We start from the raw sequence: 18,079 nt of genomic DNA, 5'->3' as shown, positions 1-18,079 counted from the left end.
GGGGGGAGTTCCGCGGGCGGCGCTGTTCACGCCGCCCGCGAAGGGACGTCGATGAGGTTTATTCAGGGCGGTGGAGACGTCCGTGCGAACCCTCGGCAAATCACCGGTCAAGGTGGGCCCTGAATAAACCTCACTTGCCGAGGTCGGCCAGGTTCTCGTTGTACGGCTTGGCGATCTCGTCGAGGAACGCGTCCGGCTTCTTCGAGCCGTTGATCAGGCCCTGCACGCCGGAGACCAGCACGTCGTAGTAGCCGGGGGCCGGCCAGTCCGGGTAGAACGCCAGACCGTCCTCCGACGACACCTTGTTGAAGGTCTCGATCAGTTCCTTGTTCTTCGGGTCGGTGATCGCGGTGGGGTCGGCCGCGATCGGGAGACCACCGCTGTTGCCGAGCAGGTTCTGCACCTCGGGCTGCATGGTGATGTCGATGAAGTCGTACGCCAGGCTCTTGGCCTTGCTCTTCTCCGGGACGACCCAGAGGTTGCCGCTCGAGCCCGGGTGCAGCTTGTTGCCCGGGAAGAGGAAGGTGCCCCACTGGAAGTTCTTGACCTCGGTGGCGAACCGGCCGTACCACCAGCTACCCGAGATCAGGATCGGCGACTTGCCCTGCTCCCAGGCCACGCCCATGTCCTCGGCCTTGATGCCGGCCGAGTTCTTGGCGATGTAACCCTTGCTCACCCAGTCGGCGAACGTGTTGGCCGCGTACGTCAGCTTGGCGTCGTGGAAGTCGATCTTGTTCTTGTAGAGCTGGTAGTCGTCCACCCAGGCACGGTCGGCCTGCGACAGGGCCAACTCGTAGAAGATCTGCTGGGCCGGGTACTCGGCGCCACCGACCGCGAGCGGGGTGATGCCCTTGGACTTGAAGGTGTCCATCACCTTGGTGAAGTCGTCGAGCGTGGTCGGGACCTGCAAGTTGTACTTCTTGAACAGGTCCTGGTTGTAGTAGACCTCGACGAACTCGCCGTAGTTGGGGATGCCGAAGGTCTTGCCCGAGCCCATGATGCCGTCGTCGTCGTACTTGGCGGTGGTCGCCAGGCTGGAGCTCAGTTTCTTGTCCCAGCCCCGCTTCGACGCCTCGTCGGTCAGGTCGGTGAGCAGGCCCTGCTTGGAGAGCAGACCGGCGGTCGCGTTGCCCTTGTTGTATTCGAGAATGTCGGGTGCGCTGTCGGAGTTGAGGATCATCTGGGCGTTCTGCTGGATCTGCTCGAAGGACTTCTCCTCGAACTTCACCTCGACGCCCGGGTGCGACGCCTTGAACAGCTCGATCGCCTTGTTCCAGGCGACGCCCATGGCGCTGGTCGGACCCTCGTAGTGCCACAGGGTGAGCGTCTTGGCGTCACTCCCCTGATCGCTGTCGGAGTCCGAACCGCTGCATGCGGTCAGGGCAAGCGACGTAGCCAGCAACATTGCACCGGCAGCGACGCCGGCTCGTGATCGGAACATGCCGTCCTCCGGATGGGGGTCGTCGAAGCGCTTCGACGATAGAGTGTCGAAGCGCTTCGACGCGGGACTTTCCGGGGACGTTAGGCTTCGCGGCGCTCGCATGTCAACGGTATGACGAACAGATTTCGCAACGATCGTTAACCGGTTCAGGTCTAGGCCTGACGAGCCGGGCTCCCGCAGCTGTCGCGCTCCACCAGGGTGGGTGGGAGGAGTCGGATCGACTCCGTGTGGCGGCCGTCCAGCAGCTTCATGACGGTTTCGACGGCGAGACCGCCAACGTCGTGGGAGGGGATGTCCACCGACGTCAAGGGGATCGGCATGCCCAGGGCTACATCGCGCGGGCAGACCGCGACGACCGAGATGTCCTCGGGAACCCGGCGGCCGGTCGCCCGCAACTGGTCGAGCAGGGGGCGCAGGGCCTCCTCGTTGTGCACCACCAGGGCGGTGACGCCAGGCAGCTCGGCGTCGATGTCGGCCAGGCAGGACTTCACGCCCTCCTGACCCGGCTCGCACGGGTGGGTCATGGTTTCCAGGCCCAGTTCGGCCGACGCCTCGGTGAAGCCGGCCAGGAACCGCTCGGCGTAGCTGGTGCCGCGGCGGTAGACCGCGGGCGACGGGCCGACCAGGGCGATCTTTCGGTGGCCGTGCCAGGCCAGGTGGCGCAGGGTCTCGGCCGCGGCGGCCGCGAAGTCGAGGTCGACGCAGACGATGCCGGACGGGTCGCCGGGCAGGCCGATCAGCACCGTCGGCTGCTTGAGGCGGCGCAGTGCCGGGATGCGCACGTCGTCCTTCTCCACGTCCATGACGATGAGCGCGTCGACCATCGTGCTGTGCGCGACGCGTTCCAGGCCGCTCGTGCCCTCGTCCTTGGTCAGCAGCAGCACGTCGTGGTTGTGCGTGCGGGCCGCGGTGACCACCGCGGTCGCGAACTGCATGATGACCGGCACGTTGACGTCCACCCGCAGCGGCACCACGAGCGCCAGCACGTTCGTCTTGCTGCTGGCCAGCGCCCGGGCCCCGGCGTGCGGGTGGAACCCGAGCTCGGCGATGGCGGCCTGGACCCGTGCCCGGGTCTGTGCCGAGATCGGACGCCGGCCGCTCAGCACGTACGACACCGTGCTCGGCGACACCCCCGCGGCCCGGGCGACGTCGTTGATCGTCGGCACTGGCCCTCCCCACGTGACCCGTTCGCGTTCCATGACGTTCCCTGACTAGAAGGGATCCTAGCTACCGGCGTGATCACGGCGGTCCGGTGCGGGAACGTCCCGCACCCGCACTCCGCCCCATTGACTGCCCGCGACGACCAGGTGCGGAGTCGTGACCGTCGACGGCCGCGCGGCGATGACCGCCACGGCCAGGGTGTTCGTCCCGTTCTGGTGCAGCACTCCGGCCGGCAGCACGAAGTCGGTCTGCGGCCCGATCTCGGCGCCGTATTGACCCACGTTCCAGCCGTTCAGGTACAGAATCGCCCGGTATCCGGCGGGGACGGCCCCGTCGAAGCGAAGCGCCACCGAGGTGTCCTGCCCGGCCGGCAGGTCGACCCGGAAGTCGTCGCGCAGCCAGGCGACCCCGGCCGCCACCGTCTTCGAGGCCGCCGGCCAGCGTCCGTCGGCGAAGCCGGGCAGCGACCAGCCCGCCCGCTCGCCGTAGAGGCCGCCGTTGTTCAGGCCGCCCCGGATCGGATCGATCCGGGCCGTGCCCTGGATCCGCCAGTCGATGTCGGCGGTGCCGATGCGGGCTCCGACCAGGCCGCGCGGCTGGCGGAAGCGGTTGTCGTCGGCGGTCCAGTCGTCGTTGTGGCCCATGTTCTGGACGAGCACCGAGAGCACGGCCGGTGAACCCGGCTCGAGCAGGCCGGCCGGCACCACGAACGAGCCGGGGCCCGGTGCCGGGTTGGCCGGCGGCTCCGAGTCGGCCTCCACGCCGCCCGCGGCGGCGCCCAGGTAGCGGCCGTTGAGCCAGACCAGGTAGTTGCCCCGCTTACCGGTGATCGCGTTGAGGTCGACCGTCGTCTCGGCGCCGGTGGCGGTGAACCGGCCCCGGTACCAGACGCTTCCGGTGTGGAAGCCGTACTCGTCGCTGAACAGCACCGGCTGCGTCAGGGGCTGGAACGGGCTCAGGCTCGTCGTCCGGTCGGCGGCCGTCCAGCGCGAGTCGTCGAAGCCGGGTTGCGCCTCCGGTGCCTCGGTCCTCTGCCGCCAGCCGGACAGCGCCGGCAGCGCGACCGTGCGCGGGCCGGGCAGGTTGCCGACCAGCGAGCCGCTGGGTGACGTCCGGGTCGGGACGAGTCTGCCGTTGACCGTTACCGATCGAGCTCCGGCAAAGACCTCGATCGATCCGGCGGCGGCGGTGTCGGCCCGCAGCGCCGCGGTGCCGTGCGCGACGGCGGCGGACCGCAGCAGGTCGGTGCCGTGAACGAGCACCGGCCCGCCGGCGGTGTCGTAGCGCCAGAACGAGGCGGTGGTCTCGTCGGTGCCGAGCAGGAGCAGCAGCGGCCGGCGTCCGCCACCGCTGATCAGCACCCGGGCCAGGCCGCCGTGGGTGTAGTCGAGCCGCAGCCGACCACCGTCATAGCCGGCGCGGACCTGCCCATCCAGGACCTTCACCGCCGGCCGGGACGAGTAGGAGAGAACCGTGGTACCGGGCGTTCCGTCCGTACCGTAAAAGATCCCGACGTCGCGGCCGGCGAGAGTCGCCGTCGTCAGCAGTTCCGAGCTGGAGGCCGCGAGTTCCTGCCCGCCGAAGGCGAAATCGGTCAGCAGGATCTTGGCGTCGTGCCCGGGCAACCGCAGCGGCAGCGGGTAACCGGCCAGGTCGATGGTGGACGTCACCGGCGTGACACCACTGTTGCGCACAAGGACGAACGACGTGCGAGTGTCCGGGTTGGATCGGGCCGCCGTCTCCAGGCCGGGCGCGGCCGGCGCCACCACGGCATCGGTCCTGGTGAACTGCGGGACGGCTCGCAGGAAATAGCCCTGCCGTTTGTACTCGAAGTACTTGTCGGTGAGCTGCCGATCCTCGGAGATGGCGGCGCCGTAGTCATAGGACGTATAGACGTCGTTCGGTTGCGCGAGCCAGCCCCAGTTGGTGCCGCCGAAGCCCATGTAGTAGTTGAACGCGGTGGCCCCGGAAAGGATCATGTTCCCTTTCTGGAAGTACTTCGTGTACTGCACGCCGGTCAGATCCCGGCACGCGTCGTAGCCCGCGTTGTTCAGGTCGATCGCACCGGCCTGGTATTCGGCGGCGAAAACCGGCGCGTCGTCGCGTACCTTCTCGGTGACGCCGGCCCCCCACGGACCCCACACCGTCGCGGCATTGCCGCAATCGAAGGATTGCGGGTAATCGTCGACCCCGGGAATCTGCACGGCCCCGAGCCCACTCCCCCACGTCGACGACCAGGAACCGGCGTCACAGCAGTTGTTCGTGGTGATCGGCACGTCGATGCCGTCGGCCCGCGCGGTGTCCTGCAGGTCCTGCATGTAGGCGGCGTCGGTGTTCACCGCGTACTCGTTCTCGACGTTGTAGAGCAGCACCGATCCGCCCCGGGTCACCTGGTGCCGCGCGATGATCGGATTGATCCGCGCGAGCCACTCGTGATAGGCGGCGGTGTATCCGGGCGCGCTGCTGCGCGCCCGGCCCGGCACCGTTTTGAGCCAGCCGGGGAATCCGCCACCGGTGGTCTCGGCATTGATGTACGGGCCGGGCCGCGCGATCACGTAGAGGCCGACCTCGGCGGCGATCCGCAGCAGCCGGTCGACGTCGCGAACGCCGGTGAAGTCGTACTGCCCGGGCGCCGGCGAGTGGAACGCCCAGGAGAAGTAGACACTGATGCCGTTGAATCCGGCGGCTTTCTCCTTCTCCAGGATGTCGCGCCACAGATCGGGGCTGGGCAGCCGGAAGTAGTGGAATTCGGCGGCCTGCAGAAGAACGCGCTCACCGTCGACCATCACCGAATACTTGTCGTAGGTGACGGTGTGCTTGCCCGCGGCGGACACCGGGCCGGCGAACCCGGAGATGATCAGGGCCAGGACGAGCAGGATCTTCATACGACCTCCCGAGGACGGTGTGACCCGCCCGCCGGCTGACCAGGCCGGCGGGCGGGTTCCCCTCTCACCGAATGGAGAATGTGGACACCCGCAGTGCGTCGCCGAACACCAGGTAGACGTCCTGATGCCCGCTCGCCCGGCCGAGCGGAACGGTCGCCGCGGCGTACTTGTAGACGTCACCGGTCGCGGCGACCGGGGCGGTGCCGAGCAGCTTGCCGGTGGGCGATCCCAGCCGTACCTGAATGGTCGTGGCCTTGAGCGAAGCGACCTGCGCCGTGAAGGTGGCGCCCAGGCGGGCGTCCTTGAAGGCGATCCACTGGCCGGCCGCGGACGAACCGACCGAGGTGCCGGCCGCCTTGCTCTCGTCGAGAAGTTTCACCCCCGGCGCGTAGTCGTCGAACGTCTCCGCCCGGGTCGGCCGGGCCAGATCGCGGGCCGGGATCGTCTCGCCGCGCACGGCGATCGAGGTGCGCTGCCGGATGTCGCCGGACGAGGCGCCGATCAGGATGTCGTAGACCGACGATTCGACGACCCACCTGCTGCGGGTCTGATCCCAGCGTTTCAGGTCGGCCGGGCTGAGCGCGAGGCTCACGGTCTTCGTCTGGCCGGCTTTGAGGTGTACGCGCTGGAAGGCGCGCAACTGCTTGACGGCCGTCGTGTCCCGGGAGGTGCGCTGGTGGGTGTAGAGCTGGACCACCTCGTCCCCGTCCCGCTTCCCGGTGTTGGTCACCGTCAGGGTCACCTTGCCGTGGCCGACACCGGGCTTGCCGTACCGGAAGTTGGTGTACGACAGGCCGTAGCCGAACGGGTAGAGCGGCGTCTGCCGGCTGTAGAGGTAGGTCTGCCGCGACTTGATGATGTCGTACTCCAGCAGATCGGCCGGCAGCTGACTGTCGGACCGGTACCAGGTCTGGGTGAGCCGCCCGGCCGGGTTGTAGGAGCCGTAGAGCACGTCGGCGATCGCGTGCCCGGTCTCGGCGCCGGCGTGCGTGGTCCAGATGATGCCCGGCACGTTCTGCTGCTCCCAGCCGATGCTGTCCGGGTAACTGGTCTGCAGCACCACGATCGTCCTCGGGTTGGCCGCCTTCACGGCCTTGACCAGGGCGGCCTGGCCGGCGCCGAGCGCGGTGGTGGTGCGGTCGTGCGCCTCCCGGCCGTTGATGAACGGCTGGCTGCCCACCACCAGCACGGCGGTGTCGGCCGTCCGGGCCGCGGCGACCGCCTCGTCGATGCCGCTGCGCAGCACCTCCTTGGTGAACCGGGCCGCGCCCGCCACGTCCGGCGAGCCCAGGGCCAGCTTCCCGTCCGGGTCGATGGTCAGGTACCGGTTCGGCCCGAACCAGCTCTCGGTGGTCTCGTAGCCGGCGTACCGGATCGCGACCGTGCCGTCGGCCTGCGGTTCCAGCTTGAACTGCTGCTGCACGAACCAGCCGTTGGGCTGGTCGTCCCGGGTGACGAACGGTCCCCAGTTGTAGCCGAGGTACTTGCCGTTGGCGACGTTCTTGAGGGTCAGCACGTCCTGACCCCAGTCGTCGGCGTCGAACTGGGCAGCAGCGCCGGCGCTGTCGGCTATCACCGAGGCCGCGTCGTCGGTCGCGGCGAGGTATTTGCCGGTGGCCACCGAACGCAGGGCGATCCGGTCGGAGCCGGTCGCGCTCACCACGCTGCCGGCCCGCTCGGCGATCCCGTCGACCGCGGTCACCTGGTACGGGAGCTTCCCGCCGTACCAATCGGTGTAAAGGGTGTCGGCCAAGGGGCCGACCACCGCGACCTTGCCGCCCGGCTTCAGTGGCAGCGCGTTGTTCTGGTTCTTCAGCAGCACGATCGCCTTGTCGGCGGTCTCCCGCGCGAGCTTCCGGTTGGCCGCGCTGTTGATCACCGAAGGACCGATCCCGGCGTACGGGCCGCCGTCCGGGTCGAACTCGCCGAGCCGGAAGCGGACGCTCAGGGCCTGCCCGACCGCCACGTCGATGTCGTGGACGGTGAGCAGGCCGTGAGCGAGGGCGGCCTGGATCGCGGTGACCGTGGGTGTGCCGTTGGCGTCGTCCACCGTGAAACTGTTCAGGCCGGCCTTGATGACCGCGGCGTCCGCCTCGGCCTGGGTGCTGAAGTACTTCTGCGAGCCGGTCAGGTTGGTCGGTGCCCACGCGTCGGAGACGTTGAACAGCGGGTAGTCCGACCAGCCGCGCTCGAGCGTGGCGAGGTCCGGGTCGACGGTCGCCGGGCGGCCGTTGACCAGGTTGTAGGAGGCCATCACGCCGGTGGCGGCGTTGGCCTCGAGGGCGGGCCGGAACGCGGCGCGGTCGTACTCGTTGAGCACCCGCGGCGGCACGTTCGACGAGGTCACGTCGCGGCCGGCCTCGTTGTTGTAGGCCAGGTAGTGCTTGAGGGTGGGCGCCGACTTGAGGTGGTCGGGGTCGCCGCCCTGCAGCCCGTCGCCGTAGGCGGTGGAGATCGCCCCGGTGAGCAGCGGGTCCTCCGAGTAGCCCTCCTCGTTGCGGCCCCAGCGCGGGTCCCGCAGCAGGTTGACCACCGGCGCCCACAGGTTCAGGCCCCAGACCCGCGGGTTGGTGGCGTGGAAGCCGCGGGCCTCGTCGCCGACCGCGGAGCCGACCCGCTCGATCAGCGCGGTGTCCCAGGTGCTGGCCAGCCCGACCGGCTGGGCGAACGAGGTGCCGTCGGCGGTGACGACCGCGCCGCCGTTGTCGATGTCGCTGGACCAGGCGACACCGTGCAGGGCCTCGGTGCCGGCCTTGAACAGGCTGATGCCCAGCCGAGGGATGGCCGGCTGGTACTGGTGCAGCAGGGAGACCTTCTCGTCCAGGGTGAGCCGCCCGACGAGATCGTCGACCCGCGCCTGCAGCGACAGATGTGGATCACGGAAAGGGTAGGACGGATCCGCGTGCGCGGCGCCGGGAATGGCCGGTACGACCAGTAATGCGGCGGCCAGCAGCGGCAGTAAACGCCGTCGCATGGGCGTTTCTCCTCATTTATGGGAACGACGAATCACCTGCTCAGCGCGGGTGGATCGACCGAGCAGGCCATCTCTCGAAGTGTTTGTCGAAGCGCTTCGATTCAGCGGTATCGCCCACGATAGATGCCCTCCTATCTCGTGTCCACAGTCTCCCGGAAATCGCCCGGTAACATCGACCGAAGTCATCCTCCGGCCCTGGTGGCGGCATGATCACGGGCTATCCGGTGCCGCAGGCGCTCGTGCCGGAACTGGTAGCTCTCGCCGTTGCTGCGCAGCACCCCGCGGTTCACGTGGGCGTCGTGCAGGAAACGCATGAGTCGCCACGGCAGGTCGCCGCGGGCGGCGGACATGGCCACGGTTACCGCGAAGACGCCGTACCGGGTCGTGGCCGCGGCGATGACCAGGCCGGTTGTCGTCCCGAAGGTCAGCGTCGTGGTCACTGCGGCCAGGACGCCGGCGGTCCACGGGCCGCCGCCGGCAATCGTGCGGCTGCCCAGGGAAAAGCCCAGAGCGGTCGCCACCACGGCGGAGATGGTGAAGAACGCGCGCCGGTCGCGCCGGAACAGCGTGCGCGGGGAAGCCACCAGGTCCTCGGGGCCGCTCTCCATGCGGATGCCGAACGTTAGCGACAGGGCGATCGCGCTGGTGAGACCGGTGATGACGAGCCATGGCAGCGCCATGCCGTTGAAGGCGGCGGCCAGCGCGGTAACGGTGCCGACGGCCGCGCCACCGACAGCGCCGCCCCAGGACGGGACGACTCCGCGGGACGGCTGTCCGCGCTGCCAGATCGCCCGGGACACCCGGCTGCCGAGCCCGGCCGCCAGGCCGAACAGCAGGCCGTAGCCGAAACCGGCCACGATCCCGACCACGACCAGGGCGAAGACACCGGCTCCTGCCGGGCCCGGCATTTCGGCGCCGGGACGGTGTCGCCGGCACAGAGCGAAGAGGACGACCGTGCCGATGCCGAGGCCGGTGGCGATCCCCCGGGCCACCCCGCTGGACAACCCGTGCACCACAGCGACCGCCCCCGCAGTTCCGGCGGCCGGAGCGGCGATCCGCAGCCAGGTCGTCAACGGTGTTCGCATCATCCTGGTCGCCGGGGCGCGTCGATCGGTGAGGGCGATCCACAGCAGCACCCCGAGGCACAGGCCCTCGGCCGCCGCCCGGGCCAGATCGGCGGAGATGTCGGTCTGGGCGCGGTAGCTCACGAAGTTCAAGCCCGTGCCGAGGCAGGCCAGCAGAGCACCGGCCAGGACCGGGCGGGCGGTTCCGCGGGAGTGCGGCCGGTCGCGAAATTGGGCTGCCCAGAAGGTGACGTACCAGACGGCGAAACCGGCGGCCAGGCCGTCGGCCGGACCGAGCAGCCACGCGTCGGTGACGCCGGCTCGGAATCCGTCGGCCCAGCAGTCGATCCCGGCCACCGACCCGCCGACGGCCAGGGCCGGTAGGAGCGGCTTCGGGGAGCTGTTCGCGCTCACGGCGGTCCACACGATGATGCCGGCGACCAGCCCGGTTGCCAGCCACCCGTTGACGTCCTCGTCCCAGCGGTTGACGAAACCGTCGAGCGCGCCGGCCGCGAACCCCCGCGTCAACCCGGGCGTGAACAGCGTGGACCACAGCCGGCTCGCCGCACGGATCGCCACGGGAACTGCCACCACCAGCAGCGTCACGAGAACCGCCGACCGCGGCCCGGAACGCTTCAGCGGGAGTGGACGCCAGGAGAAACCGGTGATCAGGCCGACCCCGACGCCGAGGTCGTAACTGCCGCTCAGCGTCCCCGCGACGTACGCTCCCACCGCGCCCATAACGGCCGCACCGTAGGTCGTCGTGAGAATTCGCATGGCGAGGTAACAGACCAGCGCGGCTCCGCTGATCCGTACCCCGTCGGTGAAGCCGTACCGCGGGTCGAGGGAGAGCCACCCGTTCAGCAGTCCGGCGGACAGGGCGGTCCACACCAGCACCGCGATCGACATGACCGCGTCGGCGACGGCCGGCCTGCTCCACGCCGAGGCCCGGCCGTCCAGCTCCCACCAGCGCAGGTCGGCGCGGCCACCGGCCATCCGGGCGAGGTTGCTCAGCCAGTGCCCGGCCTCGGTGGCGGTCCAGGCCGTACCGACCACGGCGGGATACCGGGCGGGCAGGAACCCGGCCAGGAGGAACTCCTCCAACTCGGCCCTGGTGCCGAAACGCCGCAGCTCATCCGGGTCGGGCGCGGCCCGGCCGTCATGGTTGTACATCGAGTTGACCAGCATCACCATCAGTGGCGTCCGCACCGTGCGGGCCAGCACCGGGGACTCCGTCAGCAGGCGGGACCAACGGCCGGGCTCGTCCGACCGGCAGGCCAGGTATCTGGTCACCGCCGGCAGCGGCTGCGGCAGGAGAACGATCCCCCGGGCGCCTCGCATCGGGTTCGCCCGGGCCCGCGTGTCGACCGCAGCCCGGTATTCGGCGGGCCGGCTGCTCAGCAACGTCCGGGTGCAGCCCGGGAGTTCGTTGATCTGCCGGAGCGCCTCCGTCCGGAATTCCGGGGCTATCTCGTCGAACCCGTCCAGCATCAGCGCCAGTCGGCCTTCCGCGAGGACCGCCTCGGCCAGGTTGCGCCCGGGATGTTCCGGCGAGGCACGGGCCAGGAATCGATAGTTGGCCCGTATCCAGTCCACCAGCCACGGTCGCAACCGCTGCCGCGGATCCCACGAAGCCAGCGGCACCAGCACGGGCACCGGGTCACCCGGCCGCCCGTTGGTGAGCAGGAATCGCAGGGTCTCCACCAGCAGCTCGGTCTTCCCGGAGCCGCCGTCGCCGAGGACGACCAGTTTGCTGCCGGCTTCGCCCGGCACCCAGAGTCCGGCCAGTGCCTCTCCCGGAGCCGTTGTTGCCTTGCCGGTCGCGGCATCCAGGGAAGCGTTGGCCTCGAACCAACCGGACCCCGCCGGCCGCCACGCGGTCGGCAGGCGTCCGGCCTCTTGGACACTCCGCCAGATCGGATCGTTCTCCCACCGCAGACCCACGGCATTGCGCAGGCGCTCCGCCACCTCGTCCAAGCTCGAGCCGGTCCGCGGCCAGTTCTTGGCGGCCAGGGCACCGGCCACACCGGTCAGCGCGGTGACGGTGGTCCACACGGCGATCTGCGCCGGGGTGGACAACGCCGTGACCAGGTTCGAGGCCAGGTTGGTGGCGAAGCTCAGCGCCGTCCCGACGACGGCGCTGAGCAGACCCCAGTGCAGAACAGTCCGATCCGGGAATCTCATGCGAGTGACCACCTAGATCGGCACGCCCCACCAGGTGAGAGAAGTTTGCTTCACCGCCTGATGAGCGGCGTGGGCGGCGGTTTCACACGACACGGCCGGAAGCTTCCCGTTCTTCACCTTCGGATTGCCGAGCTTGGTGCAGATCGACAGCATGTCGTCCAGGAAGACCTTGTTCACCCGGTTGAGACTGTCCGTCCGCGGGTCGAGTCTCAGCGCCTTGGCACCGAAGTTCCGGGCGCCGAAATCGTGGCGCACACAGGCGTCGTAAAAGACCTGGTCGAGTTGGCCGTAGGTGGGGCCGGAGCAACCGTCGGTGGTCATTCGCAGATACCTCTTCAACCAGTCCGAACCACGAGACACGGCCATGAAATCGCTGAGTTTGATCGCCTGCAGTGTTCGAGCCTGGGCGTAGAGGTCGTCGCGGGAGGGTTGTCCGACGTGGGCCGTTGCGCCGTTCCAGATGATGGTGCCGCCGACGAAGAACGAATACCGTCCGCCGGCACCGGCCAACTCGTCGGTGAGGGGCAGGCCGAGGCGGCCCTCGGCGTAGTTGTTCTCGGCGTAGACACGGTGGATGTCGCCGTGCACCTCGTGCACGTAGGTGGCGCTCGAGAAATAGATGGAACCGTTGGCGAACCGGCTGCCGAACCGGTCGTTGGCGAAGAACTCCCCGCTGGTCGGCATCCCCAGAACACCCCGCTCGGCGCCGAGAGCGAAATACTTGTCGCGAATCACGCCGCGGACATCCCAGGCACCCGTCCGCGCCGACCAGTAGATCGAGCCCCGCTCGAAGTGCTGGCCGAGGCCGCCGTCGATCACACCGAACTCGTCGCTGGTCGGCTGCCCGAGCGGGCCACCCGGCCCGCCGGTCGTCAGGAAGCGGGCCCGGATGTCACGGCAGACCGGCCGGCCGGAGTACGTCGTGCACCCGGAGTCGCCATTGCCGTAGTACCGCGCGGTTCCGTAGGCGTAGACCTGCCCGGTGCTGGACAGAGCGACCACACCACGCCCGTCCCCGGTCAGGTCGAGCGCGACCATCTCGCCGGAGAAGTTACTCGGATTCGACTGGGCGGTGGCCGTACCGTAGGCGTAGAACTGCCCGGCCGAGCTGAGTGCCATCGCACCCCGGCCGTCGCCGGTGATCGACAGACCGACGATCCGGCCGCTGAACCCGGCTGGATTCCGCTGAGCGGTCGCCGTGCCGTAGGCATAGAACTGCCCGGCCGAACTGACCGCCATCGCACCCTGTCCGTCCGCGGTCAGCGCCACATCGACGATCTCACCACTGAAACCGCTCGGATTCGGCTGGGCTTTCGCCGTTCCGTACGCGTAGAACTGCCCGGCCGAACTGACCGCCATCGCGCCTTTTCCATCGGCGGTCAGTGCCACGCCGACGATGCGGCCGCTGAAACCCCTCGGATTCGGCTGGGCCTTCGCCGTACCGGAAGCGTAGAACTGCCCGGCCGAGCTGACCGCCATCGCACCCTGTCCGTCGGCGGTCAGCGCCACATCGACGATGTCCCCGGTGAATCCGGCCGGATTACGGACGGCCGCGGCGCCGCCCAGGGCGTACATCTCGCCCCGAGCCGAACTGAGCAGGTAGCCGTCGCCGCCGGACCGGGCGTCGATCCCGGTGAAGACGCGGGTCGCGGCCGCGTCGGCGGTCGGTACGACCAAGGGGACCAGCGCGGCGGCGAACAGGCCGAGGCCGATCGTCCGCCACCCCCGGCGAGAAACAGAAATGCGAGACACAGTCATTGGAGCGCCTCTCGGAAATGGGCATTAATACGCCGGCCCGAGCACCATATCCACATCACCATTCGCCTCGAAAACAGAAAACCCCCGAACAGGGTCAGTCGAAATGGTGGAGCTTTCTGCCCGCATTCGAACCTCCGCGCCGCCGTTCAGACCGCCGCACTAAGATCCCGGGATGCCGTCTCGCCGTAAGCCCGTCATCTTCATGGCCGTGCTCAGTGCGCTCGTGCTGTTCGTCGCGGCCGGGTCGATCGCGTACTTCGCCGGCGTGTTCGACGAGAAGTCGAGGTTCACGGCGGCGCCGGCCGGCTGCGCGCCGGTCGAGCCGGCCCTGCCCCGGCTCGGCACCGGGTTCAAGGCCGTCGCCGGTGAGGGCAGCGGCTGCAAAGTGGTGCGGGCCGACTCCGAGACCCACACCGTGCTGCTGATCAACTACAAGGTGGCGTCCTCGCCCGCCGAGGCCGGCACGCTCCTGCGCAAGGCCGCGACCGGGATGGCCGCGGAGGTGTCCGGCCTCGGCGACGAGGCGTACCGACAGGGCGAGCTCACCGCCTTCCGGATCAGCAACCTGATGGTGCTCTGCGTGGTGATCACCGACTCGACCGGCTACGCGAGCACCGGCACCACCGAGCCCCAGGTGAAGGTGTTCGAGGCCGACCTCGCGTCACGCCTGGCCGAGTAACTCCCGGTACTGGTCGAGGTAGAAGCCGGCCTTGATCGCGGCGGTCTGCTCGGGGCCGAGCACCCCCGCCTCCGGGGCGTAGCTGACGCCACCGTACGGGCCGAGCGGCAGGACGATCGCGTCCGGCTGCGGCTGGTAGGCGGTCAGCCCCGTACGACCCTCGATCAGCGCGCGGATGTTGTCCGCCGCCACCCGCGCGTGCATCTGGGCGAGGCGGGCCATCTTCAGTTCGGGCAGGGCGGTGATGTCGCCGATCGCGAAGATGTTCTCCGTGCCGCAGACCCGCAGGTCGGCCTCGACCGCGAGGCGACCGTCCGGGCGGCGGGCCGGCAGATCGGCGTACCCGGTCTCCGGTCGCGCGCCGAAGCAGTCGAACCGCAGGTCCGCGTCGACCGGCGCGGTCACGACCGCGATCTCCATCCGGTAGAGCTGGTCGCGCAACAGGTCCCGGAACTCGGCCGGGTAGTCGCCCGGCATCAGGTCGTCGGCCCGGTCGACGACCGTGATCCGCTTGTCCGGCCAGGCCGCCCGGATCTCCCCGGCGAACTCCAGGCCGACCGGCCCGGCCCCCACCAGCAGCACGTGCGACGCCTTCTCCAGTTCCCGGTGGGTTTCCGCGAGCCGGTCCCGCTCACCGATGCCGATCTTCGCCGGGTACGGGTAGGACGAGCCGGTCGCCAGCACCACGTAGTCGCCGGTCTCGACGTCGCCGCCACCGAGCTCGACTCTCGCGTCGGCCGTGACCCGTTCGGCCCACGCCCGGCGGATACGGCCGTTGGCGAGCAACCCGTCGTACGGGATGAAGATCCGCTCGGCCCAGGACGGGTCGACGACCGCGCGCAGGGCGGCCACGTTGTGCACGAACGCCTCCCGCGGCTCGATCAGGACCACCTCGGCCACGTCGTCGAGCGCCTTCGCCACCGTGATACCGCCGTAGCCGCCGCCGACCACCAGCACTTTTGTCATGCGTCCTTTCTCGCCCCGTCCACCGGCCGGAGGGAGGCCGCGCCCAGGGTGGTAGTAGCAGGGACACGATTCGGACCCACCCGGTTGTTACCGTCGACGCCATGGCGGACAACGAGCTGGGGATGTTCCTGCGCAGCCGGCGCGAGACGATCACCCCCGCCGCGAGCGGCCTGCCGACCGGCCCGCGCCGCCGCACGCCCGGTCTGCGCCGCTCCGAGGTCGCCGCCCTGGCCGGGGTGAGCGTGGAATATGTGACCCGCCTCGAACAGGGCCGCGACCGGCACCCGTCCGCGCCGGTGCTCGGCGCCCTGGCCTCGGCCCTGCGGCTGAGCGCGAGCGAACGCGTCCACCTCTACCGGTTGTCCAAGGGCGCCGACCGGGGTTTCACCTGCCGGGGCGACGCCGGCCCCGGCCGCGACGTGCGCCCCTCGGTGCGGGCGATCCTGTCCCGCCTGGAACCGGCCGCCGCGGTGCTGCTCAACCAGCAGGGCGACCTGCTCGCCTGGACGAGCGGCTTCCAGCGGCTGGCCGGCGCGACCGGCCTGCTCGACGGCGACCCGCCCAACCTGAACCGGTACGTCTTCACCGACCGGCGGGCGCGCACCACCTTCCCCGACTGGGACCGGGTCGCCGACGACCGGGTGGCCGACCTGAAACAGGGCCCGTTCCGCGCCGACCAGCACCTGGCCGCCCTGGCCGACGAGCTGACGGTGCTGGCCGGCGAGACCTTCGACGAACGCACCCGCACGGTCCCCGGCCTGCCCGCGGCCAACGGCGTCCAGCGCTGGATGCACCCCGCCGCGGGCGAGCTGCGGGTGGCGTACGAAACCCTCGACCTCCCCGCCGACGACGGCCAGCGACTGGTCATCCACCTGCCCGCCGACGCGCACACCGAGGAGGCGCTGTCCGCCTTCGAAACCCCGCTGCGCCTGATCGCCGGAATTCTCTGACACTTCACCGGGCTGCCAGCCGGTGGGTCAGCAGGCCGGCCATGGCGCGCACGCCGTGAGCGATCGCCCGTTCGTCGGCGGCGAAGTCGAGGGTGTGCGGTGCGCCGTTCATCCCCGTATCGGCGTCCGCGACGCCGAGGTAGAACATCGCGCCCGGCGCCTCGTTGAGGAACAGCGCGAAATCCTCGCAGTTGTGAGGCCAGGACGCGCGGCCCCACAGGACGGACTCCGGCCCCAGCGCCGAACCGAGGTACCGCCCGGCCGCCGCGCTGAGCTCCACCGAGTTCACCATGGCGGGGAACGGATCACTGTAGGGGTATTCGACGTGGGCACCCGCCTGTGCCGCGAGCCGCTCGACCCGAGTGCGCAGCTCCGGGAAACGCTCCTGCGGCCAGACCTTCAGCATGATGTTGGTGACACGCTGCCCGTCCGGCATGCGCTCCGTCCACTGGGTGACACTCACGGATTCCTGGAGCGAAGCGGCGATCTCAGGGTCCAGCACCGCGCGGAAGCGCGCGTGATAGTCGGCGACGCTCTGCGGAACCTCGACGGTGTTGATCTTCTCCACCTCGGACGCGATGGCGGCGGCTGACGCATCGTCCCCGCCCGGCAGCACGATCCGGATGTTGTCGACCCCGGGCAGGCCGTACCCCGGAGATACGGTGATGGTCCCGGCCGGGAACGGAGCGCAGTGAAGTGCGTAGCTCTCGCGGGGTGCGAGCTTCTGCACCAGACCGGTTTTCAGCATTGCCCGCGCGCCCTGCAGAGGTTCCTCAGCCGGCTGGAAGACGAACGCCAGCCGGCCCCGCACCCCCGCGGAGTCCTGAGCGAGGGTCCGGGCCACGCCCACCCCGATCGCGGTGTGCAGGTCGTGCCCGCACAGGTGCGCGACGTCGGGGACGCGCGAGGCGAAGCCCTCGTCGAAAACCCGGTCCGACCGCGGGAAGGACAGCGCGTTGTATCGCACGTCGACGGCGTCCATGTCCGCCCGGTACACCACCGCCGGGCCGTCTGCGGAACCGTCGAGCACCGCGAGGACCCCGTGCCCGCCGACCCCGGTCGTCACCTCCAGCCCAGCCGCGCGTAGCTGTTCCGCGACCAACCCGGCCGTCTCCCGCTCCTCGCCGGCCAGCTCGGGGTGACGGTGGATCGCCCGGCGGAGCTGGATCAGGTCGTCCTCAAGAATCGTCACCGGTGAATCCTGTGCCCACCCGCCGATCCTCCGCACCACATTTTCGGTCCGCCGCCCCGGGACGTCAGGAACCTGTTAGGCGCACGCAACGATCCGGACGGCGACATTGCTCGCCCCGCCTACTTATAGTGCCCCCGTGTGCGCATACGTGCTGATCGCCGAGGACGACGAGCGCCAGGCCGAGGTGCTTCGGCAGTACCTGGAGGCCGACGGTCACCGGGCGGCCGTGGTGCACGACGGCCAGGCGGCACTCGACCACGCGCTGCATACCGCGCCGGACCTGGTCGTGCTCGACGTGATGCTGCCGGTCCTGAACGGGCTGCAGGTGTGCCGGCGGCTGCGACAGGAGTCGGCGGTGCCGGTGCTGATGCTCACCGCGCGCACCGAGGAGGAAGACCAACTGGTCGGGCTGGAGCTGGGCGCTGACGACTACCTGACGAAGCCGTACAGTCCGCGGGTTCTCGCGGCCCGGGTCCGTGGCCTGCTGCGCCGCGCCGCGGCGGCGCCGGATCCGCGCGGCATCCGCCGGATCGGACCGCTGGCGGTCGACCTGGGACGGCATGAGGTCACCGTGGCGGGACGGCGGGTCGAATGCACGCGGGGCGAGTTCGCGATCATGGAGGCGATGAGCGGGCAGCCCGAGCGGGTGTTCACCCGCAACCAGCTGCTGGAGGTCAGCAACGGGCTGGACCGGTCCTCCACCGGCCGGGCCATCGACGTGCACATCCTCAACCTGCGCCGGAAGATCGAGGCGGATCCACAGCAGCCCGAACTGCTGGTCACCGTGTACGGCGTCGGGTACAAGCTCACCGGCGGCAGGTGATG

At 69.7% G+C, this 18,079-nt stretch carries 11 protein-coding genes; 3 read left to right on the top strand and 8 right to left on the bottom strand.

Going from position 1 to position 18,079, the window contains the following annotated elements; translation table 11 throughout:
- Window positions 1-130: 130 nt before the first annotated feature.
- From Ato02nite_RS38340 to Ato02nite_RS38315, 6 genes are all read right to left on the bottom strand, one after another.
- Complete coding sequence (locus Ato02nite_RS38340) at window positions 131-1,441, bottom strand: ABC transporter substrate-binding protein (RefSeq protein WP_213011596.1); 1,311 nt, start codon at window positions 1,439-1,441, stop codon at window positions 131-133.
- Between the two features lie 152 nt (window positions 1,442-1,593).
- Window positions 1,594-2,607, bottom strand: a complete 1,014-nt coding sequence (locus Ato02nite_RS38335; protein WP_213011595.1) for a LacI family DNA-binding transcriptional regulator — start codon at window positions 2,605-2,607, stop codon at window positions 1,594-1,596.
- A 57-nt stretch (window positions 2,608-2,664) separates the two neighbouring features.
- Window positions 2,665-5,487, bottom strand: a complete 2,823-nt coding sequence (locus tag Ato02nite_RS38330; RefSeq protein WP_213011594.1) for a beta-galactosidase — start codon at window positions 5,485-5,487, stop codon at window positions 2,665-2,667.
- A gap of 64 nt (window positions 5,488-5,551) precedes the next feature.
- On the bottom strand, window positions 5,552-8,461 hold the full coding sequence (locus tag Ato02nite_RS38325) for a glycoside hydrolase family 3 protein (RefSeq protein WP_213011593.1): 2,910 nt from the start codon (window positions 8,459-8,461) through the stop codon (window positions 5,552-5,554).
- A 182-nt stretch (window positions 8,462-8,643) separates the two neighbouring features.
- Window positions 8,644-11,709: an NACHT domain-containing protein gene (locus Ato02nite_RS38320; protein ID WP_213011592.1), complete on the bottom strand. Its 3,066-nt coding sequence runs from the start codon at window positions 11,707-11,709 to the stop codon at window positions 8,644-8,646.
- A 12-nt stretch (window positions 11,710-11,721) separates the two neighbouring features.
- Window positions 11,722-13,467 (bottom strand): phospholipase A2, encoded by a 1,746-nt coding sequence (locus tag Ato02nite_RS38315; RefSeq protein ID WP_213011591.1) that lies wholly within the window; start codon window positions 13,465-13,467, stop codon window positions 11,722-11,724.
- Between the two features lie 172 nt (window positions 13,468-13,639).
- Between Ato02nite_RS38315 and Ato02nite_RS38310 the strand changes: the two genes are divergently transcribed.
- Complete coding sequence (locus tag Ato02nite_RS38310; RefSeq protein ID WP_213011590.1) at window positions 13,640-14,146, top strand: hypothetical protein; 507 nt, start codon at window positions 13,640-13,642, stop codon at window positions 14,144-14,146.
- Here Ato02nite_RS38310 and Ato02nite_RS38305 read toward each other — a convergent pair.
- Entirely contained in the window at window positions 14,129-15,112 is a 984-nt protein-coding gene (locus Ato02nite_RS38305) for an FAD-dependent oxidoreductase (RefSeq protein WP_246607937.1), read from the bottom strand. The two genes, Ato02nite_RS38310 and Ato02nite_RS38305, sit on opposite strands and share 18 nt — an antisense overlap.
- A 101-nt stretch (window positions 15,113-15,213) precedes the next feature.
- Between Ato02nite_RS38305 and Ato02nite_RS38300 the strand changes: the two genes are divergently transcribed.
- Window positions 15,214-16,062, top strand: coding sequence for a helix-turn-helix domain-containing protein (locus tag Ato02nite_RS38300; protein ID WP_213011589.1), 849 nt, complete (start codon window positions 15,214-15,216; stop codon window positions 16,060-16,062).
- Window positions 16,063-16,066: 4 nt separating this feature from the next.
- On the opposite strand, the gene Ato02nite_RS38295 is transcribed toward Ato02nite_RS38300, so the two are convergent.
- Window positions 16,067-17,254 carry a M20 metallopeptidase family protein gene (locus Ato02nite_RS38295; RefSeq protein WP_213011588.1) on the bottom strand — a complete coding sequence of 396 codons (1,188 nt, stop codon included), beginning with the start codon at window positions 17,252-17,254 and terminating at the stop codon, window positions 16,067-16,069.
- Between the two features lie 136 nt (window positions 17,255-17,390).
- Between Ato02nite_RS38295 and Ato02nite_RS38290 the strand changes: the two genes are divergently transcribed.
- Complete coding sequence (locus Ato02nite_RS38290) at window positions 17,391-18,077, top strand: response regulator transcription factor (RefSeq protein ID WP_213011587.1); 687 nt, start codon at window positions 17,391-17,393, stop codon at window positions 18,075-18,077.
- Window positions 18,078-18,079 lie beyond the last annotated feature (2 nt).

This window comes from Paractinoplanes toevensis (assembly GCF_018332695.1).
GTDB lineage: Bacteria > Actinomycetota > Actinomycetes > Mycobacteriales > Micromonosporaceae > Actinoplanes > Actinoplanes toevensis.
The sequence above is the reverse complement of the archived record's forward strand: the minus strand, read 5'-3'. Positions and strand labels throughout refer to the sequence as shown.